Raw genomic sequence first — 22,506 nt, 5'->3', positions numbered from 1 at the left:
ACGGGGCAGCGTCGGTCGCCAGCGTTGCAGCCGGTTCGGTCACGGCCCGGGCCGCTGCCACGACAGGCGATGGCGCATCGGGAACCAGCGTGGCGGCCAGCACCAGGCGTTCGCGGATCCGCCGGCGTAGTTCCTGAGTGGCGGCTTCGGTAAAGGTCACCGCCAGGATCTGGCCGATACGCAGGCCGCGCTCGACCACCAGCCGGGTGAACAGCGTGGCCAGGGTGAAGGTCTTGCCGGTGCCGGCGCTGGCCTCGATCAGGCGCACGCCGTCCAGCGGCAGCTGCAGATACGGGTCGGTCACGGTGGGCGCGCTCATTCGCCCTCGTCCTGTGCGCCATGCCAGTGCCGCCAGCTGTCGATCACGCGCTGCGGGTCCAGTGTTGCGTCGGTGTTGGCGCGTTCCAGCAGGTCGTAGAGCCGATGGCTGGTGCTGGCGAACGCGCTGAACCGCTGCGCATCGGCGAACGGGTCGCGGCCCCGGTTGACCAGGCGCAGCTCCGGGCTATGCGATTCGCTCCAACCGAAGCTGGCCTGCCACTGCCCCGCCGCGTCCTTGATGGCCTTGTCCAGATCGTCGCCGCGCGCGGCCTGGTGGTATTTCCAGCTGCTATAGGGCGCGAACGGCAGCGGTGCCTGCAGGCCTTGTCGATACAGCTGCAGCAGCTCGCCCAGCGCGGCCTGCGCCTGTGCCGGCGCCAGCGGCTGGGCATCGATGGGATGCGGGCCCAGGCCGTCGTCGTGCTCGAAGAAACGCACATACGGCACCTGCTCGCCAGCGGCGCGCAGGAGCAACCATTCCAGCCCATGGCGGATCGCGTTGCGGCCGGTGAGCGCGCCCACCTGCACGCGCCCCACACCATGCGCGTACCAGCCGGGCAAGCGGCCATGCAGCGCGACATCGCCGATCTGCACCTGCAGCCGCTGCGACTGCGCGTCGGTGTCGCCACGCCACTGCCGGAAGGCCTGCGCATAGGGCCGCAATTGCGCAAGCCGTTCGTCGAGCTGGCGCCGTCCCAGCGGGCCGGACGGCAGCAACGCGCGCGCGCGCAGACGTTCGTACAGCCCGTCCACGTCATCGGCCACTGCGGCCTCGAACACCTGTTGCTGCAAGCCGTAGTGATCCAGCCCGCGCGTGGGTGCGAGCAGCGGTTCCAGATCGCTGTCTTCGCTGGCCGGATCGGGCAGGCGCATGCCCAAACGATGGCGCAGGAACTGCCCGGCCGGATCGCCGAACAGCCGGCGCAGATCGTCGATGGACACGCTGCCCGGCAATCCGCTGGCGTCGGCCGGCAGCGCGCCGGCCACCCACGGCGCCAGCGGCTGGCGCTGGCCGGTGAGGCTGTCCACGGCCGGGCGCCATTGCCGGCGATAGCTGAAACGCCGCGGGTCCTTGCCCGCTTCGCTCTGCGCACCGAAGGCGGTCGCGGCGAACGGCTGCAGCGGGTGCTGCACCACCAAGGTACCGGCGGCATCGGCGGCGGCGTGGTAGTGCGCCGCGGTGGTCAGCAATTCGCTGACCAGCACCGAGGGCTCGCGCGCACTGCCATCGCGCGCATCGGCGCCGAGATAACTCAGGTAGAACGCGTCCTGCGCGGAGGCGAACAATTGCAGGAACAGGAAACGGTCGTCCTCGCGGGTGGAGCGGTCGCCGTGGCGGCGGCGCTCGGTGCCCAGCTCGGCGGTGAGGCGATTGAGCCCGGCGGCCGGGTCGCGGCGCGGAAAATCACCATCGTTCATGCCCAGCAGGCAGATCACCCGGAATGGCAGCAGGCGCATCGGCACCATGCGCCCGAAACTGATGCCGCCGGTGAGCAGCGGTGCGCGCGTGTCCGATTCGCCCAGCACCGCGGCAAAATGCGCACGCACCACCTCGGCCGGCACCTTGCCGGCGTACTGGGCGCGCTGCGCATCGCGGGCGAACTGGTCGATGAGGCTGCGCAGCCGGTCCAGCGCGCGCTGCGCACGCGGGGCCGAGGGCGCGGTGGGAATCAGCGCATCCAGCAGCTCCAGCAGGCGCTCGCGCCAGGTGGCCGGCGGCAGCGCCTCGGCCAGTGCGGCCTGGTGCCGCTCCAGCACGCGCAGCAGGCGCAGCAGCGTGTCCAGCGCGGCCAGTGCGCTGCCCTCCAGCTGCGGCCACGGCGCCACGCCGTCGATATCGTCGTCGGCACCACTGGCATGACCCAGCAACAGCCGGTCCAGCGCGAAGCGCCAGGTGTAGGCGTCATCGCCCGGTGCCTGGTGCTGGCGCCGATGCGCCGCATCCAGGCCCCAGCGTGCGCCGGCCGCATGCAGCCAGCTGCGCAGGCGTTCCAGCCCGGCCTCGTCCAGCCCGGCGGCTTCGGCGATCGGCGCGCTGGCGATCAGGTCCAGGACTTCGTGCAGGCCGAAGCGTGCGATCGGCAGCTTCAGCAGGGTGAGAAACACCTCGGCCAGCGGTTCGCTCGCCAGCGGACTGGCGTCGGCCAAGGCATAAGGCAATGCGTCGTCGCTGCCATGGCTGCCGAACACTGCGTCCAGATACGGCACGTACGGGTCGATATCCGGCGACAGCACCGCGATCTCGCGCGGCTGCAGCGGCGGTTCGAAGCGCTCGTCGTCCAGCAATGCGCGTAGCTGATCGTGCAGCACCTGCAGCTCGCGCAAGCGCGTGTGGCAGGCGTGCACCTGCAGGCTGGGGTCGTGCCGATTCACCGCCGGCAATGCGGCCGGCACCATCGGGGCGCGGCGATGGAACAGGTCGCTCTGCATGCGCCGCAACAGGCTGTCGCCCAGGCCGCCGTCGGCGAGCAGGCGGCGGCCGGACTCCAGCGGATCGGCATAGGCGGCGATTTCGGCCAGCGGGTGCACCACTTCGTAATCGCCGATCAAGGCCATGAAATCGCGGCCGGCCGCGCCCCAGGCCTGCAGCAACGGGTTTTCCTGCACCTGGTCGGCGAACAACGCCGCCGCCCCGCCCTCGCGGCGGCGTTGCCACAGCGTCTGCAGATCGCCCCAATAGCCTTGGGTAGGCGTGGGCAGATAGAAATGCAGCGTGCCCACGCGCGCCTGCGTGGCCAGCACGCGCAACACGTCGGGCGAGATATTGAGGATGGCGAAGGCAAACAACCGCGCCGGCAAGCCCTGCGGCAGCGGGCCGTCGGCGCGCGCATAGCGATCCAGGTACTGGCCGATGCGGCGCGCGCGGTAGTGCCGGCCGGTGGCGATGCTGCGCCACAGCCGCGCCTGCGGGTCGTCGGCATCGGCGCCGCCTTCCCAACGCAGCAACCAGTCGCGGCGCCAGGCCTGGTACTTCTCGAACACGCTGCCCAACTCGCCGGCCAGCGCCCAGGGCTTGAGCGCATCGCCATCGGACAGATAGCCAGCCAGCGGCGCCAGTGCCGCATCGCTGCCCAGATCGGCCTGCAGCGCGGCATACAGCCGCCACTGCGTGGTGGCCATGTCCAGATCGTCGTCGGCCGGGCCGAGGTTGCGCTCCAGCGCGCGCGCCACGAATTCGCCGGGGGTCAGGAATTCCAGATTCGCCGCCACCCCATGCTCGGCTGCCAGCGTGGACTGCAGCCAGCGCCGCATCGCCACCTGCGGGATCAGCACGACCTCCGGCTGCAACAACGGCTGCCCGGGCACCGGCCGGCGCAGCTCCTGCGCCAGCAGGGCAGCCAGGGTATCCAGCGCATTGGATGGATAAAGGCGGAAATCGGGCGCGGGAATCATGCGGGCATGATGCCGTAGCGGTGTCGCAGCCGGCGAGACCGACGTGTGCGACAGCATGGTGTGTTGCGCAGAAACGTACTGTGGCGCACGTCGGTAGCTGGTTCGTAGTGCGACAATACTGCACGCGGCGGTTCGGTTATGTTCAGCCGTGTGACGGTTACTCTATCGCGTTGGAATTCTGTTAAAGGCTGCAATGACGGCGCCCGTTCCCCCTGTCGTGCAATTGTCCGGTGTCCGCATCGATCGCGGCGGTCGGACGATCCTGCGCGACGTTTCGCTCGATGTGCCGCGCGGCAGCATCACTGCCGTGCTCGGTCCTTCCGGCAGCGGCAAGTCCACGATGCTGGCGGCGTTGACCGGCGAACTGCGCCCGGTGGCCGGTACCGTGACCTTGTTCGGCAACGCGATTCCACAGGGCAGCCGCGCGCTGCTGGAGATGCGCCGCAATGTCGGCGTATTGCTGCAGGGTAATGGGCTGCTCACTGACCTGAGCGTCGCCGACAACGTGGCGCTGCCGCTGCGCACGCACACGCGTCTGCCGGCACCGGTGCTGCAGCGCCTGGTACAGATGAAACTGCACGCGGTGGGCCTGCTGGCGGCTGCCGATGCCTGGCCGCGCGAGTTGTCCGGCGGCATGGCGCGGCGTGTGGCCTTGGCGCGCGCGCTGGCGCTGGACCCGCCGCTGATGATCTACGACGAGCCGCTGACCGGGCTGGACCCGATCGCCTCGGGCGTGATCATGAGCCTGATCCAGCGCCTCAACGACAGCCTGGGCCTGACCAGCATCATCGTCAGCCACCATGTGCACGAGACGCTGCCGATCTGCGATCAGGCGGTGGTGATCGCCAACGGCGGCATCGTGTTCGCCGGCACGCCCGAAGATCTGCAGGACAGCACCGACCCGCTGGTGCAGCAGTTCCTGCACGGGCAGCCAGATGGCCCGATCGCGTTCGATGCGGCGCCACGCCGCGACCGGAGTGCTGCCTGATGGCCATGGTCGAATCGATCCGCGCCTTCGGCCGCGCCGGGCTGTTCTCGCTGACCGTGCTGCGCGGCTCGCTGCCCACGCGCGACTTCATCGCCGAGCTGGTGCGCGAGATCTACAAGGTCGGCGCGCGCTCGCTGCCGATCATCGCCGTTGGCGGCGCCTTCGTCGGCCTGGTGCTGACCCTGCAGGGCTACCGCACGCTGACCACCTATGGTGCATCGGACGCGCTGTCCACGCTGCTGGGGCTGTCGCTGTACCGCGAACTGGCGCCGGTGCTGACCGCGTTGTTGTTCATCGGCCGCGCCGGCAGCTCGATCGCCGCCGAACTCGGCCTGATGCGCGCCACCGACCAGATCAAGGCGCTGGAGCTGATGGCCATCGACCCGGTGGCCAAGGCGGTGGCGCCGCGCTTCTGGGCGGCAGTGCTGACCGTGCCGCTGCTGACCGGCGTGTTCTGTTCGCTGGCGATCACCGGCGGCTACTTCGAAGCCGTCCACGTGCTGGGCATCGACAACGGCACATTCTGGTCGGGGCTGAGCAACAGCGTCGATTTCTGGGACGACTTCGGCGTGGCGATGCTCAAGTCGGCGATCTTCGGCGGCACCGCTGCACTGGTGGCCGCCTATGTGGGTTTCCATGCCGAGCCGACCATCGAAGGCACCTCGATCGCCACCACCCGGGCGGTGGTGAACGCCTCGCTGCTGACGCTGATGTTCAACTTCGTCCTTTCTGCAATGTTGTTTAGGTGAGATAGCCCATGGCCATGCGTGGACCACGACTCGAATTCGCCGTCGGCGCCTTTTTGCTGCTGACCCTGGCCTCGCTGCTGGTGCTGGCGGTGGCCTCGACCAACCAGCGCTGGGGCTTTGGCTCCAGCCAGTACACCCTGATCGCGCGTTTCAGCCAGATTGGCCAGCTGCGTGCACAGGCACCGGTGAAGATCGGTGGCGTGACCATCGGCAAGGTCTCGGACATCAGCCTGGATCCGACCAAGTTCGATTCGGTGGTCACGCTGTCGCTGGACACCAAATACAAGGACCTGCCCGCCGACACCTCGGCCGGCATCTTCACCAGCGGCCTGCTGGGCGAGAGTTATATCGGGTTGCAGCCGGGCGGCGATCCGGAAACGCTCAAGCCGGGCGAAGAGATCGGTTTCACCCAGCCGGCGGTGGATCTGCTGCAGCTGGTCGGCAAGTACATGTTCAGTGGCGGCGGTGATAAATCCGCTGCAGACGGTCAGGCCGCCCCGCCTGCCCAGCCCGCTTCTCCCTCTACGGAACCGCACCAATGAAGACCACCCTGCTCTCCGCCGTCCTGGCCTCGACCCTGCTGGTGTGCGCACCGGCCACCGTGCTGGCACAGCCGGCTGCCGCCAGCGCACCTGCGCAAGGCGCGGCGACCAAGACCGTCATCGACAGCAGCACCCGCATCCTGAGCACGCTGGAACAGCGCCGCGCCGAATTCCGCAGCAACCCGGCGGCGCTGCGTCAGTACATCGACGGCGAATTGAACAAGGCCTTCGACCGCGACTACGCCGCACGCCTGGTGCTGGGCGTGCATGGCCGCGGCGCCTCCGATGCCGATATCAAGCTGTTTGCCGATGCCATGGCCGACAACCTGATGCAGCGCTACGGCACCGCCCTGCTCAACTTCGAAGGCAAGCCGACCTTCCGCGGCAAGTCCGAAAGCGCGCTGCCGGGCAACCGCGGCGTCAAGGTTTCCACCGACCTGCTGCGTGCCGGCAACGACCCGACCCCGGTCGACTACCTGATGCGCAATGTCGGCGGCCAGTGGAAGATCTTCGACGTGATGATCGAAGGCATCTCCTACGTGCAGACCTTCAAGACCCAGTTCGATGGCCCGCTGCGCGAAAAGGGGATTGCCAAGGTCGCCGCGGACCTGCGCAGCGGCAGCATGCAGGTCGGCGCGACACCGACCAATGGCAAGTAACAGCCAGGTGCAGCGCAACGGCGACACGCTGGTGGTGACCGGCGTGCTCGACCGTGCGGCGGTCACTGCGGCCTGGCCGCAGGCGATCGCGCACCTGGATGGCGTGCGCACGCTGGACCTGTCGGGTGTACAACGTCTGGACAGCGCCGGTGTTGCGATGCTGGCCGAACTGGCCGCGCGCCTGCGCGGAACCGGTCCTGCGGCGGTGGTGGGCGAGGCGTCCGGCCTGGACGACCTGCGTGCTGCCTATCGTCTCTCCCCCACTCTCGATTTTCAGGCCTGAGCGCCACGCCATGAACCAGTTCCGCCCTCTCCCCCTGCTGGCCTGCCTGTTGCTCGGTGCCTGTGCCAGCCAGGCGCCGAAGTCCGCGCCGCCCTCGACAGCCAGCGACACCGCACCAAGCGCGCAGGCGCTGGTCCGCGACGATTCCGGTGTGACCGCGCAACCGGCCGCGGCCGGGTTTGCTGCTGCCGACGCGTTACCGGCCACAGCCGCAACCGCGGCACCGGCTGAGCAAGCGGGCGCCAGCGCCGATGCCGGTGCGGCGCCCGCCGGCGCGCCCACCGCCGCCGAAGACGATTTCGACGCGCTGTACGGCCCAACCATCCCGCAGGCCGGCGCCAATGGCGCGCCGGCGCAACCGGGTGCGGCGCCGTCCTACGACCCCTGGGAGCGCTACAACCGCGGCATGCACCGCTTCAACCTGGCGGTGGACCGCGGCGTGGCACGTCCGTTGGCGACCGCCTACACCAAGGTGGTGCCGCGTCCGGCGCGCCTGGGCGTGACCAACTTCTTCGACAACCTCGGCACGCCGCTGACCATGGTCAACCAACTGTTGCAGGGCCACCCGGTGTTTGCGGTGCAGTCGCTGGGCCGCTTCGTGATGAACTCCACGCTGGGCATCGCCGGGCTGTTCGACCCGGCCAGTGCGGCGGGCATCCCGCGCCGCAGCGAGGACTTCGGCCAGACCCTGGGCGTGTGGGGCTGGCGCAACTCGCGTTACTTCGAACTGCCGCTGTTCGGGCCGCGGACCGTACGCGACACCTTCGGCCTGGGCGGCGACATTCCGCTGTCGTGGGTGCGCCAGGTCGACGATGGGGGCGTGCGTTTCGCGCTGCAGGGCCTGCAGCTGGTGGACACGCGCTCGCAGCTGATGTCGCTGGATTCGCTGCGTGACCAGGCACCGGACGAATACGCGCTGACCCGCGATGCCTGGATGCAGCGCCGCAATTACCAGATCGTGCGCGACCTGCGCAGCCACCGCGAACAGAACAACGAACTGCCCGACTATCTGCGCGAAGACAAGGACAGCACGGTGCCGGTGGATGCAATGCCGATTCCGAGCTGGGTGCGTTGACCGGTCGAGTTTGCGTGTCTGACTGATAGATAGGAAGAAAAAGCCCGGGATCGCTCCCGGGCTTTTTTGTGCGCTGTCTTCATGAGCCTTTGGGTGGGGGCGGCGGGGGCGGGGGCGGCGGCAGCTGCAGCACCGTCCTGGCGGCAATCTCGCGCGGAGGGAAGTCCTCAGGCAGGGCATGCACACCGCAGATGGCGCGAATCACCGGCAATATCAACATCGACTGCAGCGAAGCGGTCTTTCTTTCCGGGTTGTAGAGGTCTTCGATCTCGAAAAGTGAGGCGTCCCCACCCACCAGTTCAATCGTGTCACCCGTCGCACGGGTCGCGATCAGGTAGTGACGCCCGACGACCAGCTTGACCGCACCGCACAATACGCTTGAAAACTGTAAGTTCACGAGCCGTGTCGGATCGCCATAAAGATTCTGCACAAGCGTGATCTTGCCCTCCACCCAGCTCGTATGAGCACCGAGTCCAAAGTCTTCGCGCCTGTACTGCGCCTGGTCCAACCGAAAGATAAAGACGCTAGTGGCGTTGGTCAGGGATTGCCCAAACGTTGGCGAATTTGGGACTGAGCATGCATTAGCCTGACTTGCTGCGATGCCAAGAACGGCCGCCATGACGATGCTAACGACACGTTGCATGCCTACCCTCTGACTAAAAGACGATCTACGGGATGGACGCGGATCAGGATGGTGCTTGCAGCACGACAACCGCATGGACATGCAGAATTCTTTATTGATATCCGGCAGAGACGCTGCGCGTCGTCGGACAGGATTTGTGTCCATCGACGATCGTGGGGTGGGGTTTACAGATCCGTTCGCCAACGTGCCAGGTACTAAGCGACCAATGCGGCATCCACCGCCGCACGCAGGCGAGCGTCGTCTGCCGGCACGTCCGGAGCGAAGCGGTCGATGACGGTGCCGTCGCGGCCAATCAGAAATTTTTCGAAGTTCCACAGCAGGCCGGGGGCGGCGTTGGGAGTGATGCCGTAGCCGGCGAGCTTGTCGCGCATCGGGCCATCGCCGGTGGCCTGCGGGCGTGCGCTGGTCAGTGCCTGGTAGAGCGGATGGGTGTCGGCGCCGGTGACCGCGATCTTGGAAAACATCGGGAAGGTGACGTCGTAGGTGAGCTGGCAGAACTGGGCGATCTCCGCCTCGCTGCCGGGCTCCTGGCCGTTGAAGTCGTTGGCCGGAAACGCCAGCACTTCCAGGCCGGCGGCGTGTTTGTCGCGGTACAACGCCTCCAGGCCTTCGTATTGTGGGGTCAGGCCGCACTTGGACGCTACGTTGACCACCAGCAGCACCTTGCCGCGGTAGTCGGCCAGGGTGGCGGGTTCACCGTCGATGCGGGTCACGGGGATGTCGTGGATGCTCTGGCTCATCGAAGTGGCTTGGTTGGATGGAACGCCGGAGCATAAACCGCCACACGCGCGTGATGCGACTCGTGCGGGACGGTCGGTCAATCCATCAATCGATGCAGAGCGCAGCCTGGCCCTTGCCGCCGACCACTTCCTGGCGGCAGCCGAAGCGATCGCTGTCGCGCTGACAGGTGCCGGTGGTAGCGGTGCCGGTCGGCACAACGCTGGTGGCCAGACAGTCGCCATCGCAATCGGCGTTATCGCTGCAGGTCTTGCCGGCATCGGCGTACGGCACGATGCAACGCGGAATCTGCATGCGGCCCACCGGGCGCAGTTGACCGCCTTTGGCGGCGCACGCGGCAGCGTCTGCAGATGCAGATTGTGCGGGTGCGGGCGTCGTGCCCGCCGCCTGCGATGGTTGCGTGGTGGGCGTATTGCTGCAGGCGGCCAGCAGCAGTGCGGACACTGCCGCGTATATCCATCGGCTCGACATGTGGATCTTCTCTTTGAACAGGAGTGCGCCAAGCATCGCGGCCGGTGCGTCAGCGTGGCGTACTCGGGTTGGGTGGGTTGTCTTCCGGCGTGCAGGATCGTGCCTGGACGCAATGATGGGTGATCGGGAAGGCCTCGTCGCGCCCCGGGGCGCTGCTACGGGACGTCGGTGGATGCAGGACCTTGCCGATCGATCACACGCCCTGCGGCCGGCCATCGCTGCGGCGATCACCTGCAGCGCTGCGGCAGCGCAATGCCCTGCGCCGCGCAGGAGCGCATCCGGGCGCGACGAGGCATGACTGGCAAGGCTCCGTCGCTTCCGGGTGCGTTCCTACGCAACGGTGCCGAGCCCACCTGCGTTCGGGGCGTGTCTGCAGGCGCGAGGTCGGGTGTGTTGGCGACATCGATGCGGGCGCGATCCACGCAGGCGCGCTGCGTGCGCCCTCATTCCTGCTCGTCGCCGGCCTCGTCATCGCTGCTGCCGGTGTCGTCGTTGCCGGCGATATCGAGCAGACCTTGCGATTGTTCGCTGGCCAAGGTCTCCACGCCGCGCAGGCGGCGCTCGATGGTGCGGGTCTTGCGACTGGCCTCGCCCAGGCTCTTGCCCACGTTACTGATCTGCCGCTCGGCCTTCTCGAGAATGCCGGCAAACTTGCCGAACTCGCTCTTCACCGCGCCCAGCACCTGCCAGACCTCGCTGGAGCGTTTCTCGATCGCCAAGGTACGGAAGCCCATCTGCAGGCTGTTGAGCAGGGCGGTAAAGGTGGTCGGGCCGGCCAGCACCACGCGATGTTCGCGCTGCAGCAGGTCGACCAGGCCGGCGCGGCGGATCACCTCGGCGTACAGGCCTTCGGTGGGCAGGAACATCACCGCGAAATCGGTGGTCTGCGGTGGGCAGACGTACTTGTCGCTGATCGACTTGGCCTGCACGCGGATGGCGCGCTCCAGCTGCGCGGTCGAATGCTTGATCGCGTCCAGGTCGCCCTTTTCCTGCGCGTCGATCAGGCGTTCGTAGTCCTCGCGCGGGAACTTGGCATCGACCGGCAGCCACACCACGGTGTCGTCGCCGCGCCCGGGCAGGCGGATCGCAAAATCCACCGCTTCGGCGCTGTCGGGCTTGAGCCGCACGCCACGCGCGTACTGCTCCATCGTCAGCGTCTGCTCGAGGATGTTTTCCAGCTGCACTTCGCCCCAGCCACCACGGTCCTTGACGTTGGTCAGCACGCGCTTGAGATCGCCCACGCCGGTGGCCAGCTGCTGCATTTCGCCCAGGCCACGCTGTACCTGCTCCAGCCGCTCGGACACCAGCTTGAAGGAGGCATCCAGGCGCGTGTTGAGCGTGGTCTGCAATTTTTCGTCGACGGTGGCACGCATCAGTTCCAGCTTGCTGGCGTTGTCGCTCTGCAGCGCAGCCAGCTGCTGCTCCAGCGTGGCGCGCATTTCGCCGATGCGCAGTTCGTTGCGCTGGGTGAGTTCGCTCAGGCGTTGGCCCAGCGCTTCGGTAAAGCGCTGTTGCGACTGCCCGGCTTCATCGCGGCCCTTGCGCGCATCCTCGGCCAGCGCTTGGCGCAGGGCGGTCATGTGCGTGTCGGTGCGTGCGATCAGTTCGGTCAGCTGCTGGCCGAACACGTGGATGCGGGTTTCCTGCTGCTGGCCGAAGCCATCGAGCTGGGTGCGCAGTTCGGTCAGCCGCGCGGTCAGCAGTTCCCCGGTGCGCTGCTGGGCCTGGCTGCTTTCTTCGCGCGCCTTGCGGGCATCTTCGCCCAGTGCTTCACGCAACTGGTCCAGGCGTTGATCGGTGCGCGTGGACAGTTCGGTGAGATTGCGCGCGAAGGTTTCCAGGCGGCCGTCCTGCTGCCGGGACAGGCCTTCGAGTTGCTCGCGCAATTCGCCGCGGCCGTCGCGCTGTTCGGCGCGCAGCGCCTGCTCCAGCCCGCTGGTGGAAGGACGCCGCAGCAGCAGGGCCAGCTGCAGCACCAGGACTGCGACGAGCAGTCCGAGAAGGATCAGGGATTCGGATGACATGCGCCCAGTGTAGCCGGGCCGGTCGCAGGGGCTGCGTCAGTGGCTTGCCGGCCGGCGGCGGCTGCAGGGCGCAGTTGTGTGCGCACGCACTGCGCCGGACCCAGGTGGGCCAAGCCTGCGAGGTGCCTGGCGGTGGTGCGAAGCGGCCTGGCATCGCGCCACGATCTGGGCTGCTGCGCAGATGCAGGCATGCGCGCTAAGGTGAGCGACCTGCCCAAGCCGCGACCGACCGTGCTCGAACTTTACGGAAAGCCGACCTCCATCAATGTGCGCAAAGTGCTGTGGCTGTGCGAGGAACTGGCGCTGGACTACACGCTGCACGCGTGTGGCAGCGGCTCATCGGTGGATACGCCGGCGCTTCGCGCGCTCAATCCCAACGCGCTGGTGCCGGTGATCCGCGATGGCGATCTGGTGCTGTGGGAGTCGAACACGATCTGCCGGTATCTGGCCGCACATGCAGGCCGCACCGACCTGTTGCCGACGGCTCCCGCTGGACGTGCGCTGGTCGAGCAATGGATGGATTGGCAGGCCACCGAACTCAATCACGCCTGGCGGTACGCGTTCATGGCCACGGTGCGTGGCAGCGCGGCACATGCCGATGTGCAGGCGATTGCCGCGAGCGTGCGCGAGTGGAATCGGCACATGGAAATTCTTGAGGCGCAGCTGCAACGCGGCGGCCCGTTCGTGCTCGGAGCGGACTTCACCCTGGCCGATATCGTATTGGGGTTATCGACGCAGCGCTGGCTTGCCAGCCCGATCGAGCGGCCGGGGTTGCCTGCGGTGGCGGCGTATCACGCTCGCCTGAAGACGCGTGCCGGCTTTCAACAGCATGGCTGCAGCGCGCCGTAGAAGATACTGCAGCCGCTGCGCGAAGCGGGTCAGACAGCGCCGAGGTAATGGCGTTACAGGCAGATTGCAGCGCATTGACCTCAACGTGACCTGCGCATGGCTAGGGTGAGGCTTCGTTCCTGCCAGGCCAGCCGATGACCACTGCCACCAACCAAACCCGTCTGTTCGCGCTGGGCCTGTTCGCGTTTCTCGCCAGCTTTGCGGCAATCGTGTGGTACCTGATGCGGCCGTACGGCACGGCGTATTTCTTCCCGGTGCACTTCTTGATCGGCGCAGCCTTGCCGTTCGGGTTCTATGCGATCGGCGCCACGCGGCTGTGGTTCTGGATCGGGATCGGGGTCACCGCACTGGTGCTGCTGTGGTTCAACTTCTGGGGACATGATGCCAACGGGGCGGCGCCACGCCTGCTCGACTGGACCCACTTTGCCGCCGGCGCAGTAGGCCTGGTGGGCGCGTGGGCGGTGCAGTTGGTCTATCGCAATGTGCGTCCACCGCATCGCCCGTCGGTCGAGTGAGCGGGGATTGGGAATTTATAAAAGCTGGGGTCGTGGGTGACGGTCGCGTTGGGCCAGGGAACGGCGAGGTGCGGCGCGCGCTCATAGACGGCGGTGGGCGTGCCTGCACGGCCATGCTTGCGCCGACGCATGACCTTGGACCGATAGCTTTGCTGCGGCGCGTTGGGCGACACTCGGGAATTCTTTGATTCCCGCGAGGTCCGCATGTCGTCTTGGCTACGGCGCAAATCCATCGACCAGGTCACCGTGCACGAGGCCGGGCGGCAGCTGGTCCGCAGCCTGAGCTGGCCGCATCTGATCGCACTGGGCATCGGCGCCATCGTCGGCACCGGCATCTACACCTTGATCGGCGTAGGCGCCGACAAGGCCGGCCCCGCGGTGCTGCTGTCGTTCGTGGCGGCCGGCATCGTCTGTGCCTGCGCGGCGCTGGCATATGCGGAGATGGCCACGATGATGCCGGCTGCCGGCAGCGCCTACACCTACAGCTACACCGCACTCGGCGAGAGCATCGCCTGGGTGGTGGGCTGGAGCCTGGTGCTGGAATATTCGCTGGTGGTCAGCACGGTGGCGGTGGGCTGGTCCGGCTACTTCGTCGGGTTCCTGCAGTGGCTGGGGGTGGAACTGCCCCAGACGCTGATTGCCGGGCCGCATGCCGGCGGCATCGTGAACCTGCCGGCGGTAGTGATCACCTTCCTGGTCGCCGGCATGCTGATGGCCGGCACCAAGGAGAGCGCCACGCTCAACGCAGTGCTGGTGGTGCTGAAGATCATCGCGCTGGGCGTGTTCGTGGCGATCGCCTTGCCGGCCTTCAATAGCGAAAATCTGCAGCCGTTCATGCCGTACGGTTTCTCCAAGGCGATGGGCCCCGATGGCGTGGAGCGCGGGGTGATGGCGGCAGCAGCGATCATCTTCTTTGCGTTCTACGGGTTCGATGCGATTTCCACCGCGGCCGAGGAAACCAAGAACCCGGGGCGCGATCTGTCGATCGGCATCGTCGGTTCGATGATCGGTTGCACGCTGATCTACGTGCTGGTGGCGCTGGCTGCGGTCGGCGCGATGAGCTTTACCGTATTCGGCAAGAGTCCGGAACCGCTGGCGCTGATCCTGCGCGAACTCGGCCACGGCAAGGCGGCGCTGGTGATCGGCGCGGTGGCGATCATCGCGCTGCCAACCGTATTGCTGGCGTTCCTGTATGGGCAGAGCCGGATCTTCTTCGTGATGTCGCGCGACGGGCTGTTGCCGCGCGGCTTGTCCAAGGTCAACGCGCGCACCGGCACACCGGTGGCGATCACGCTGTTTACGGCGGTGCTGGTGGCGGCACTGGCGGGCGTGGCGCGGCTGGACGAGATCGCCGCGCTCGCCAATGCCGGCACGTTGGCGGCGTTCACCGCGGTGGCCGCATGCCTGTTGGTGTTGCGTGTGCGCGAGCCTGGCCGCGCGCGGGCGTTCCGCACGCCGCTGGCCTGGGTGGTAGGGCCGGTAGCGATCGGCGGCTGCCTGTATCTGTTCTGGAGCCTGCCGAGCACCACGCAGGGGTGGTTCCTGCTGTGGAACGCGCTGGGCGTGGTGGTGTATCTGGCGTATGGGCGGCGCAATAGCCGGCTGGCAAAGGCTGGTTAGTCTCTTTTCCCACCGGGAGAAGGTGCACGCAGGGCGGGTGAGGCGCGCCTCGGATATCCACCAATAGCCAGCGATGACGAACGCGTCGCCACGCGCCTTCGAGGTTGAATCGTCGACGGGAAGGTCTTGGCGGTAGCAGTCCTGTGCTGCACGACTGCTTGCGGATGCGCGCTGACCACTCCCTTCTCCCATTGGGAGAAGGTGGCCCGAAGCGCCGGATGAGGGGCGCCTCGGATATCCACCAATGACCAGCGATGACGAACGCGTCGCCACGCGCCTTCGAGGGTGAATCGTCGATAGGAAAGTCTTGGCGGTAGCAGTCCTGTGCTGCACGACTGCTTGCGGATGCGCGCTGACCACTCCCTTCTCCCATTGGGAGAAGGTGGCCCGAAGGGCCGGATGAGGGGCGCCTCGGATATCCACCAATGACCAGCGATGACGAACGCGTCGCCACGCGCCTTCAAGGGTGAATCGTCGACGGGAAGGTCTTGGCGGTAGCAGTCCTGTGCTGCACGACTGCTTGCGGATGCGCGCTGACCACTCCCTTCTCCCATTGGGAGAAGGTGGCCCGAAGGGCCGGATGAGGGGCGCCTCGGATATCCACCAATGACCAGCGATGACGAACGCGTCGCCACGCGCCTTCAAGGGTGAATCGTCGATGGGAAGTCTTGGCGCTAGCAGTCCTGTGCTGCACGACTGCTCATGCTACCTACCTTCTCCCATCGGGAGAAGGTGGCCCGAGGCGCCGGAGGAGGGCACGGGCGAAGCCTGGTGTTATCCAACCTTGGTCAGGAGAGGGGCTTGAGCACGTGCGCCGACAACGTCAGGCCTTTCCCTCGCACTCCCCCGCAACCAGGAGAGGAGCTTTAGCTCAACGCGCGGTTGCAGGCGTGGCGCAGAACGAGGTTGGGAGTGCGTCCGCCTGCGTGCCCCAGCCCTGCGTGGGTGCCTGCTTGGTGAGCGCAAACGACAACGTGCCGCCTTGCTGCAATTGCGCCCAATCCAGGAAGACCTTGCTCTGCGGGGTGCCGTTCAAGCGCACGCCTTGCACGTATTGCAGCGCGCGTCCGTCGGCGCCAGGGGCGTCGATGCGCAGGCGTTTGCCGTTGCCCAACTCCAGCGTGGCGCGCTTGAAGCGCGGCGTGTGCAACAGGAACTCGCCGCTACCCGGCACCGCCGGATACAGACCCAGGGCGCTGAACAAGTACCAGGCCGACATCGTGCCGAGGTCGTCGTTGCCGGTGACGCCGTTGGGCGCGTTGGTGAACAACTGCTGCGCGGCGCGCACCACGGTGGCGGTCTTCCACGGCTGGCCGATCAGCGTATACATCCACGGCGCGTGCAGGTCCGGTTCGTTGTTGGGGTTGTAGCGGTACTGGTTGTAATAGCTGTACGGGCCAACCACCCAGTGCGTGCGTGCGCCATTGAGCGGGTCCTTGAGCAGGTCGTCGTAGGCGAAGAAGGTGTCCAGGCGTTTGCCCGCCTGTTCGCTGCCATGCATGGCCTGCAGCATGCCGGGGATGTCCTGCTGCACCAGCCACTGGTATTGCCAGGCGGTGCCTTCATGGAAGCCGTGCTGCGAGCGTGGGCTGTACTGGTCGTTGGACGGCGCGTACCAGCTGCCATCTTCCAGACGCGGACGCGGGAACCCGGCAAAGCCGGTATCCGCATCGCGCACGTCCGCGTCCCAGACGTGATGCCAGTTGCCGCCACGCGCGCGCAGCTGCGTGCTGTCGTCGGCATGGCCCAGGGCGTTGGCCATCTGCGCCAGCGCGCAATCGGCCAGCGCGTATTCCAGCGTGGCCGAGCCGCCGTGGTGCGGGTCCACGTCCATGCCCTTGGACGGAAACGCGCGGTCGTATTGCACGAAGCCATTGGCGAGATAACTGGCGTTGCCCGAGCGCCCGGAATGGCGCGAATTGATCGGCGGTTGGCCGAAGGCGTTCTGGCGTAGCGCCGCGTAGGCCTCGGCCTCGTTGCCCTGCAGTGCGCCGAAGCGCCACAGGTCGACCATGAAGGGCGTCACCGGATCGCCGGTCATGATGTTGGTGTCGTAGTTGGCATAGCCCCAGCGCGGCAGCCAGCCGCCCTGCTGATGGATGGCCAGCAGCGAACGGCCGATGTCGCGCGCGCGCTGCGGGCGCAGCAGCGCCAGCAGCTGGTTCTGCGAGCGATAGGTATCCCACAACGAAAAATACTCGTAGTAGGTCCAGCCCTCGGCGCGGTGGATCGCATCGTCGTAACCGCGGTAGCGGCCATCGGCATCGCTGCCAGTGAGCGGTTGCAACAAGGTGTGGTACAGCGCGGTGTAGGCAACTGTGCGGTCGTCCTTGGCGCCGCCGTCCAGCTGCAGGCTGGCCAGTTCGGTGCGCCAGACCTGCTGCGCGCGCCGGCGCATCTGCTCCAGGCTCAGCAGTTTGCCGCCCTGCATGCCATCGGCACGCAGATTGGTGCGGGCGCCTTCGGCATCCACATGCGAAATGGCGCTGACCACGGTCACCGCGCGCGCGTCCTTGCCGGTGCCCAACGGGAAGCTGAGCCAGGCGCCGTTGGGCTTGAGTTCGCCGCCCATGCCGTGGCGCGCACCGGGTACGCCGCCGTCTTCGCCCCAGATGCCGTGCGCCGTAAACGGGCGGTCGAACTCCAGCCGGAACCAGGTGGTGTATTCGTGGCCGCCACAGAAACTCTGCGTGACCAGCTTGCCTTCGACTACGCGGTCGCCGATCAGCTGCACCTGGCTGCCGATCACCACGTGGCGGTCGTTGGCCTGGGCCACGTTGACCAGTACATGGCCGGTGTCGGCGCCGGGCGCGAAGGTATAGCGCTCGGCCGCGGCGCGGGTGAGCGCGCTGGCTTCGGCGTCGATGCCGCCGTAGTCGGTGAGCCGCACCTTGTAGTAGCCGGCCTGGCCCACTTCGCCCTCGTGGGTGTAACGCGCGGCGTAGCGTTTCTGGTCGAAGGCCTTGGCGTCGCCGGTGTCGAAATCGCCGCCCGGGCCGATGCGGCCGGTCACCGGCAGGATCGACACCTGGCCGCCCTGTTCCCAGCAGCCGGCCCCGGACAAAAACGAATGCCCGAAGCCGCGGATGCTGGGGTCGTCATAGCGCCAGCCGGCGTAGTGCGCGCCAATCGGGCTGACCTGGATCAGGCCGAATGGGGCCGAGGCACCGGGAAAGGTATTGCCGTCGTCCTTGCTGCCGATGAAGGTGTTGACCTGCGCCGGGTCCTGCGCAGCCAACGGGCCAGCAAGCGTGACACCTAGCAGGCACAGGCTGGCGGCGGCGCGGCGCCACAGCGGCGTTGATGAAAGACGTGACCAAGCGCGATGAGAGGCAACAACAGGGAGCATGCAGGACACCTCGGGGAGAGAGCGACCGAGGTCGCAGGTGGAATGACGCATGCCGGCCGCTGCAGGGCGCGGCGACCAGCACGACAAGCGTGCGCGAACAACGACCAACCCCACAACCGCCCTCACCGTCAGCTGATGGCGAGTGCCGCTTCGCATCGGCAGGCAAGCGCGTGTACATCCACGGCGGGCGCACCGCGCGCAGCCATCGCTGCGATGCGCCGCAGCGTGGGGTTGGGCGTCTTCGCGCAGCCAATCAAACGATTGCGCGCGCCGCCGGTACACGGCGCGGTAGCTACCGTGTGGACGGCGCGGTTTCAGGCGCCATCGGTAGCGGCCTGGCATCGCGCGCGAGGTTTGATTGGCCGCGCTCTAAAAATCGAACACGTATTCTGCCGCGATCTCGCGCCCGATCGGGCTGAACAGGCGGCTGTTGTAGAACTCGTAATCCAGCTTGTAGGGATCCTTGTGGTTGTAGCCGGTGCTGTTGAAGACGTTGTTGACGTAGAGGTTGAGCTTCATCGCCGGGGTAATGCGGTAGCCGACATTGACATTCCAGGTGATGGCCGGGCCCACGCGGCCGTAGTACTTGCGCGTGCTCTGGCCGAAGGTGGGACTGGCCGGATCGGTGTCGGTGCAGCCGGCGCGGTCGTCGGGCACGCCGCCATCGGCGAACGGCACGCAGCCGCCAGGGTTGTCCAGCCGGTCCAGGCCCCAGTGCGAACGTACGCCGGGCACCGCGCCGACCCGGTCGCCGTACACGGTGGCGTTCCAGTTGCCGTATAGCCAGTTGATGCTGCCGCGCAGCTTGCTGCGGATGTCGCGGTCGCGTCGCTCGGGGTTGGGGTCGGTGCGGTAGGTCTGTTCGCGCATCGAACGCAGGTTGGTGTAGTCGAGCCCGAGCTGGAAATCGCCGATACCGGTGGTGAGCTGGTAGCGCGCCGACAGGTCGATACCGCTGACATCGCGCTGGGCCAGGTTGATCGGGCCGCGCTCGATGGCGGTAATGGCCCCTGCAGCGTTGCGCTGCACGCGCGCCAGGATCGAGGCGCAGTAATCGGCGCCACCGGGGTTGGACCAGGCCTGCCCGGGGGTGATGGTCAGCCCGGTGCGGCAGCCGGCTTCGTCGCGCAGGATGGTGGTCTCGTCGATGTCGCGGATTTCCTCGTCCAGGTGGATGCGCCAGTAGTCGGCGGTGAAGGAGACATGCTCGAACGCGTCCCACACGAAGCCCACCGTCCACGAGTTGCCCAGCTCCGATTCCAGGTCCGGGGTGCCGCGGCGGTTGATTGCAAACGGGTAGGTCACCGCCGTGTTGTCGCCGGTGCAGTTGTTGATCTGGTAGGCGCCGCTGGCGATGCAACGGTATTGATCCAGCGTGCGCACCTGCGCCGAGCTGGGCTGGCCAAGCAGGTAATGCATGTCCGGGGCACGGAAGCTGGTGGCGTAACTGCCGCGCAGCAACAGGCTGTCGACCGGCCGCCACTGCAGGCCGGCGCTCCAGGTGGATTCTTTCTGGGTGCCGATATCCAGCAGGTTGGCGTCGTCGCTGAAGGCCTTGTAGTCGCCGTAGCGATCAATGCGGCCGGCCAGGGTGGCGATGAGGGTGTTGCTCAGCGGCACGCTGAACTCCAGCCCGCCCGAATAGCGGGTGCGCTCGCCACCGCCGCGGTCCACGTTCTGCACCTCGTAATCGACATTGGCGCGCGGGTCCGGGTTGAGCCGGTAGCCCTGCTGCGCGGCTTCGGCCACTGCGGCGAATGCGATCGGGCCGGCCCAGCCTTCGAACAGCGTGCCGCTCAGACTCAGCGCGCCCTGGTTGACCCAGGAGGCGGCGCGGTTGACCGAATGCGCACCGATCTGCGCGTACTGGCCGGGCGTGAGCGGGGCCCACCAGCGCGCGCGGTCCAGCGCATACGCCGGCAGCCCGTCCACGGTGCCCTGTTGCGGGCCCAGGAAGTAATCGTTGGCGCGTTGCCAGTTCACCGTGGAGATGCGCTCCTGCACGCGGTAGTACGAGCGCCCCAGCGAGGCCTCCCAGTCGAAGCGGTCATCGGCCAGGGTGCCGCGGAAACCGGCGCTGATATCCCAGGAGCGCTCGCGGTTGCGGTTGCGCAACCCGGCCTGGCTGCCGACTTCGGCGGCGGTGAACTGGCGCACGCCAATCAGCTGCTGGCCGCTGGTCACGTCGTAGAACGCCGGAAACTCCAGCCCGGCCGGCAGCTGCACCGCCGGTGGCGAGGTGCCCCACTGCGCTTGGGAGTCGAACACCGCCAGGTTGGTCCAGGCCTGCACGCCGTTACCGAACTCCCAGGTGCCGTACAGATATCCGGACAGATCCTTGCTGCCGCTGCGCAGCAGCCATTGGCCGTAGTCCGCGCTCAGACCGCACAGCTGGCCGGTGTTGGTGGTGACGCCGGTATTGCGGTTGTAGAGCAGCCGGTCGGCCAGGTAGTACTCGCCGCCGAACTGGTCGCAGGCGCCCGGCGGCGGGGCCTGGCGGGTGCCGCTGGCGTTGTCGATCAGCGCGATGCCGCTGCTGGGACGAAAGCCGACCCGGCGCTGCTCGGTGGTCCAGGCGCTGTAGGGCGCGTCGCTGGCGTCGTCCATCTGCGGGCGGTCGCGGCCGAACAACGGGTCGCGGCTGATGTACTGCAGCGCGTAGGTCACGCTCCAATTGTCGCCGGTACGTCCACCGGCCCAGGACACGTCGGCGGTATCGCGGCCGCCCTCGGTAGAGGTGCCGCCGCGCATGCGGAACTGGTCGCCGCTGTAGTCCTGCTTGAGGATCACGTTGACCACCCCGGCAATCGCGTCCGAGCCGTAGATGGCCGAGGCGCCACCGGTGAGCACTTCCACCCGGTCCACCGCGGCAGCCGGGATGTTGCTGTAGTTGGAGACGTTGCTCTGGCCGTTGTACGGCAGCGGGTAGTCGGCCACGCGTCGGCCGTTGACCAGCAGCAGGCTGCGGTTGGGGCCGAGGTTGCGCAGGTTGAGCGGGCTGGCGTTGGGGGTGTGCGAGCCCCAGCTGACATCCGCCTCCACCGTGCCGATGGCTTGGTTGAGGGTGCCGAGCATGTCGTAGACGGTGGTGAAGCCCTGCGCGCGGATCTCGTCGGCGCCGATGACCTGCACCGGTGCCGGGCCTTCGGCCTGCACGCGCTTGATCCGCGAGCCGGTGACGGTGACGGCGTCGAGTTGTTGCGGATCGGCCTGCTGGGCCAGGCCGGGCAACGGCGACAGTGATGCGAGCACTAGCGCCTGCGACAACAGGCTGGGACGGCAACGGCGGAAGGCGGTCATTCAAGCGTCTCGTCGAGGGCGGTGGTGCGACGGAAAGACAACGTCTTTTCAAACACTTGCGGGAGATTGGCTGGATTTGGATCGATCTAAACTCCACGCGATCCATGTCATCTGTTGGCAAAGATTAAGCAATCGGCGCCCGGGGCTCCACGCCGCGTCGCAACAATCCAGGCGGTCTCAAGCATGTTTTTGGATTGAAAATTCAGCTGGATCAATGCCTTGAGCGGTTCATTCTTGTGGAGCCAGGCCGGTTGTCAGCTGCACTAACGGATGAGCTGGCTTGTATGCATGGCGGATCCTCGCTGCGGGCAGCCGGGGACAACTGCTGCCAGACGGGCGCGGTGGATCCCCCCCGGAGGCGCTGCAGGGAGTTAGCTGATGCTGCGTGCGCAGGTCGAGTCGCGGCGAGCGGTGCCAGCCGCCGCCGCAGGGATGTCTTCTGACACGCGCGCACGGCAGGGGCTGAGGCCGGTGGAAGGGAATGGCGGGCACGGCCCGTCCATCGGCCGCCCATAAAAAAGCCCGGTCGTCGGACCGGGCCTGGCTGCAGGGCGGCGGTGGGAGGGTCCGCCGCCTGGCGGCCGTGACTTACCAGCGCATGCCTTCGAACGGATTGAAGCTGGTGCTGCCCTTTACCTTGTCCAGGTAATAGGCGTAGTTGGCGCTCATCCCGGCCAGCAAGGCCAGCGGAATACTCAGCGCGTTGCCGAACGATCCCGGCAGGAACGAGGCAATGATGCCAACCACCAGGCCGATGCCGATCAGGCCCAATGCCTTGCGCCACAGGCCCAGGATGAAGAAGTAGATGAAGCCGAAGAACAGCGCGTAGAAGTTCATGCCCACCTCGAGCTTCTCGCCGAACGGCAGGGTCTTCAGCGCTTCCTTGTAGGCCGGATCCTTTGGGCCGCCGTGGCGATCGAAGAAGGCGAAACGAAACTGCCAATTGGGGCTGAGTTGGGTGCGGTCGAAGGTGTCCATTCCAATCCA

At 67.1% G+C, this 22,506-nt stretch carries 17 protein-coding genes and 1 pseudogene; 9 read left to right on the top strand and 9 right to left on the bottom strand.

Features of this window, described 5'->3' with window-relative positions; genetic code table 11:
* Positions 1-163: 163 nt before the first annotated feature.
* Together A7D17_RS25160 and recC are read right to left on the bottom strand one after the other, a co-directional pair.
* Positions 164-319 (bottom strand): annotated as a pseudogene (locus A7D17_RS25160) (UvrD-helicase domain-containing protein); the annotation flags it as partial.
* Positions 316-3,714, bottom strand: a complete 3,399-nt coding sequence (recC, locus tag A7D17_RS03825) for an exodeoxyribonuclease V subunit gamma (protein ID WP_064507885.1) — start codon at positions 3,712-3,714, stop codon at positions 316-318. The pseudogene A7D17_RS25160 and the gene recC, both read right to left, overlap by 4 nt.
* 193 nt (positions 3,715-3,907) lie before the next feature.
* Between recC and A7D17_RS03820 the strand changes: the two genes are divergently transcribed.
* The 6 genes from A7D17_RS03820 to A7D17_RS03795 are packed head-to-tail and all read left to right on the top strand — an operon-like array spanning position 3,908 to position 8,010.
* Positions 3,908-4,702 carry an ABC transporter ATP-binding protein gene (locus tag A7D17_RS03820; protein WP_064507884.1) on the top strand — a complete coding sequence of 265 codons (795 nt, stop codon included), beginning with the start codon at positions 3,908-3,910 and terminating at the stop codon, positions 4,700-4,702.
* Positions 4,702-5,451, top strand: a complete 750-nt coding sequence (locus A7D17_RS03815) for an MlaE family lipid ABC transporter permease subunit (RefSeq protein WP_064507883.1) — start codon at positions 4,702-4,704, stop codon at positions 5,449-5,451. The genes A7D17_RS03820 and A7D17_RS03815 overlap by 1 nt, the downstream gene beginning before the upstream one ends.
* An 8-nt stretch (positions 5,452-5,459) precedes the next feature.
* Positions 5,460-5,993: an outer membrane lipid asymmetry maintenance protein MlaD gene (gene mlaD, locus A7D17_RS03810; RefSeq protein ID WP_064507882.1), complete on the top strand. Its 534-nt coding sequence runs from the start codon at positions 5,460-5,462 to the stop codon at positions 5,991-5,993.
* Complete coding sequence (locus A7D17_RS03805) at positions 5,990-6,652, top strand: MlaC/ttg2D family ABC transporter substrate-binding protein (protein ID WP_064507881.1); 663 nt, start codon at positions 5,990-5,992, stop codon at positions 6,650-6,652. The genes mlaD and A7D17_RS03805 overlap by 4 nt, the downstream gene beginning before the upstream one ends.
* Positions 6,642-6,935 carry an STAS domain-containing protein gene (locus tag A7D17_RS03800; RefSeq protein ID WP_064507880.1) on the top strand — a complete coding sequence of 98 codons (294 nt, stop codon included), beginning with the start codon at positions 6,642-6,644 and terminating at the stop codon, positions 6,933-6,935. Before A7D17_RS03805 ends, A7D17_RS03800 begins: the two co-directional genes overlap by 11 nt.
* Positions 6,936-6,945: 10 nt before the next feature.
* Complete coding sequence (locus A7D17_RS03795) at positions 6,946-8,010, top strand: MlaA family lipoprotein (protein WP_064507879.1); 1,065 nt, start codon at positions 6,946-6,948, stop codon at positions 8,008-8,010.
* A gap of 79 nt (positions 8,011-8,089) precedes the next feature.
* Here A7D17_RS03795 and A7D17_RS03790 read toward each other — a convergent pair whose 3' ends face one another.
* The 4 genes from A7D17_RS03790 to A7D17_RS03775 form a co-directional block, all read right to left on the bottom strand.
* Positions 8,090-8,653 carry a hypothetical protein gene (locus tag A7D17_RS03790; protein WP_064507878.1) on the bottom strand — a complete coding sequence of 188 codons (564 nt, stop codon included), beginning with the start codon at positions 8,651-8,653 and terminating at the stop codon, positions 8,090-8,092.
* A gap of 194 nt (positions 8,654-8,847) precedes the next feature.
* Positions 8,848-9,393, bottom strand: coding sequence for a glutathione peroxidase (locus A7D17_RS03785; RefSeq protein WP_064507877.1), 546 nt, complete (start codon positions 9,391-9,393; stop codon positions 8,848-8,850).
* Between the two features lie 85 nt (positions 9,394-9,478).
* Positions 9,479-9,862 carry a hypothetical protein gene (locus A7D17_RS03780; protein WP_064507927.1) on the bottom strand — a complete coding sequence of 128 codons (384 nt, stop codon included), beginning with the start codon at positions 9,860-9,862 and terminating at the stop codon, positions 9,479-9,481.
* A 443-nt stretch (positions 9,863-10,305) separates the two neighbouring features.
* Positions 10,306-11,838, bottom strand: coding sequence for a DNA recombination protein RmuC (locus A7D17_RS03775; RefSeq protein ID WP_193395308.1), 1,533 nt, complete (start codon positions 11,836-11,838; stop codon positions 10,306-10,308).
* 279 nt (positions 11,839-12,117) lie between these two features.
* On the opposite strand from A7D17_RS03775, the gene A7D17_RS03770 reads away from it, so the two are divergent.
* The 3 genes from A7D17_RS03770 to A7D17_RS03760 all read left to right on the top strand — a co-directional run bounded on the left by A7D17_RS03770 (position 12,118) and on the right by A7D17_RS03760 (position 14,870).
* The gene (locus A7D17_RS03770; protein WP_064507926.1) at positions 12,118-12,735 is read left to right on the top strand and encodes a glutathione S-transferase family protein; all 618 of its coding nucleotides are present in this window, start codon (positions 12,118-12,120) and stop codon (positions 12,733-12,735) included.
* Positions 12,736-12,869: 134 nt separating this feature from the next.
* Entirely contained in the window at positions 12,870-13,250 is a 381-nt protein-coding gene (locus A7D17_RS03765) for a hypothetical protein (protein WP_064507875.1), read from the top strand.
* Between the two features lie 204 nt (positions 13,251-13,454).
* The gene (locus A7D17_RS03760; protein WP_064507874.1) at positions 13,455-14,870 is read left to right on the top strand and encodes an amino acid permease; all 1,416 of its coding nucleotides are present in this window, start codon (positions 13,455-13,457) and stop codon (positions 14,868-14,870) included.
* 871 nt (positions 14,871-15,741) lie between these two features.
* Here A7D17_RS03760 and A7D17_RS03755 read toward each other — a convergent pair.
* The 3 genes from A7D17_RS03755 to A7D17_RS03745 form a co-directional block, all read right to left on the bottom strand.
* Positions 15,742-18,219, bottom strand: coding sequence for a GH92 family glycosyl hydrolase (locus tag A7D17_RS03755; protein ID WP_064507873.1), 2,478 nt, complete (start codon positions 18,217-18,219; stop codon positions 15,742-15,744).
* A gap of 369 nt (positions 18,220-18,588) precedes the next feature.
* Positions 18,589-21,519: a TonB-dependent receptor plug domain-containing protein gene (locus tag A7D17_RS03750; protein ID WP_064507872.1), complete on the bottom strand. Its 2,931-nt coding sequence runs from the start codon at positions 21,517-21,519 to the stop codon at positions 18,589-18,591.
* Between the two features lie 588 nt (positions 21,520-22,107).
* Complete coding sequence (locus A7D17_RS03745; RefSeq protein WP_064507871.1) at positions 22,108-22,497, bottom strand: DUF2628 domain-containing protein; 390 nt, start codon at positions 22,495-22,497, stop codon at positions 22,108-22,110.
* Between the last annotated feature and the right edge of the window lie 9 nt (positions 22,498-22,506).

The sequence above is a fragment of the Xanthomonas floridensis genome (assembly GCF_001642575.1).
GTDB classification, from domain to species: Bacteria; Pseudomonadota; Gammaproteobacteria; order Xanthomonadales; family Xanthomonadaceae; genus Xanthomonas; species Xanthomonas floridensis.
The sequence above is the reverse complement of the archived record's forward strand: the minus strand, read 5'-3'. Positions and strand labels throughout refer to the sequence as shown.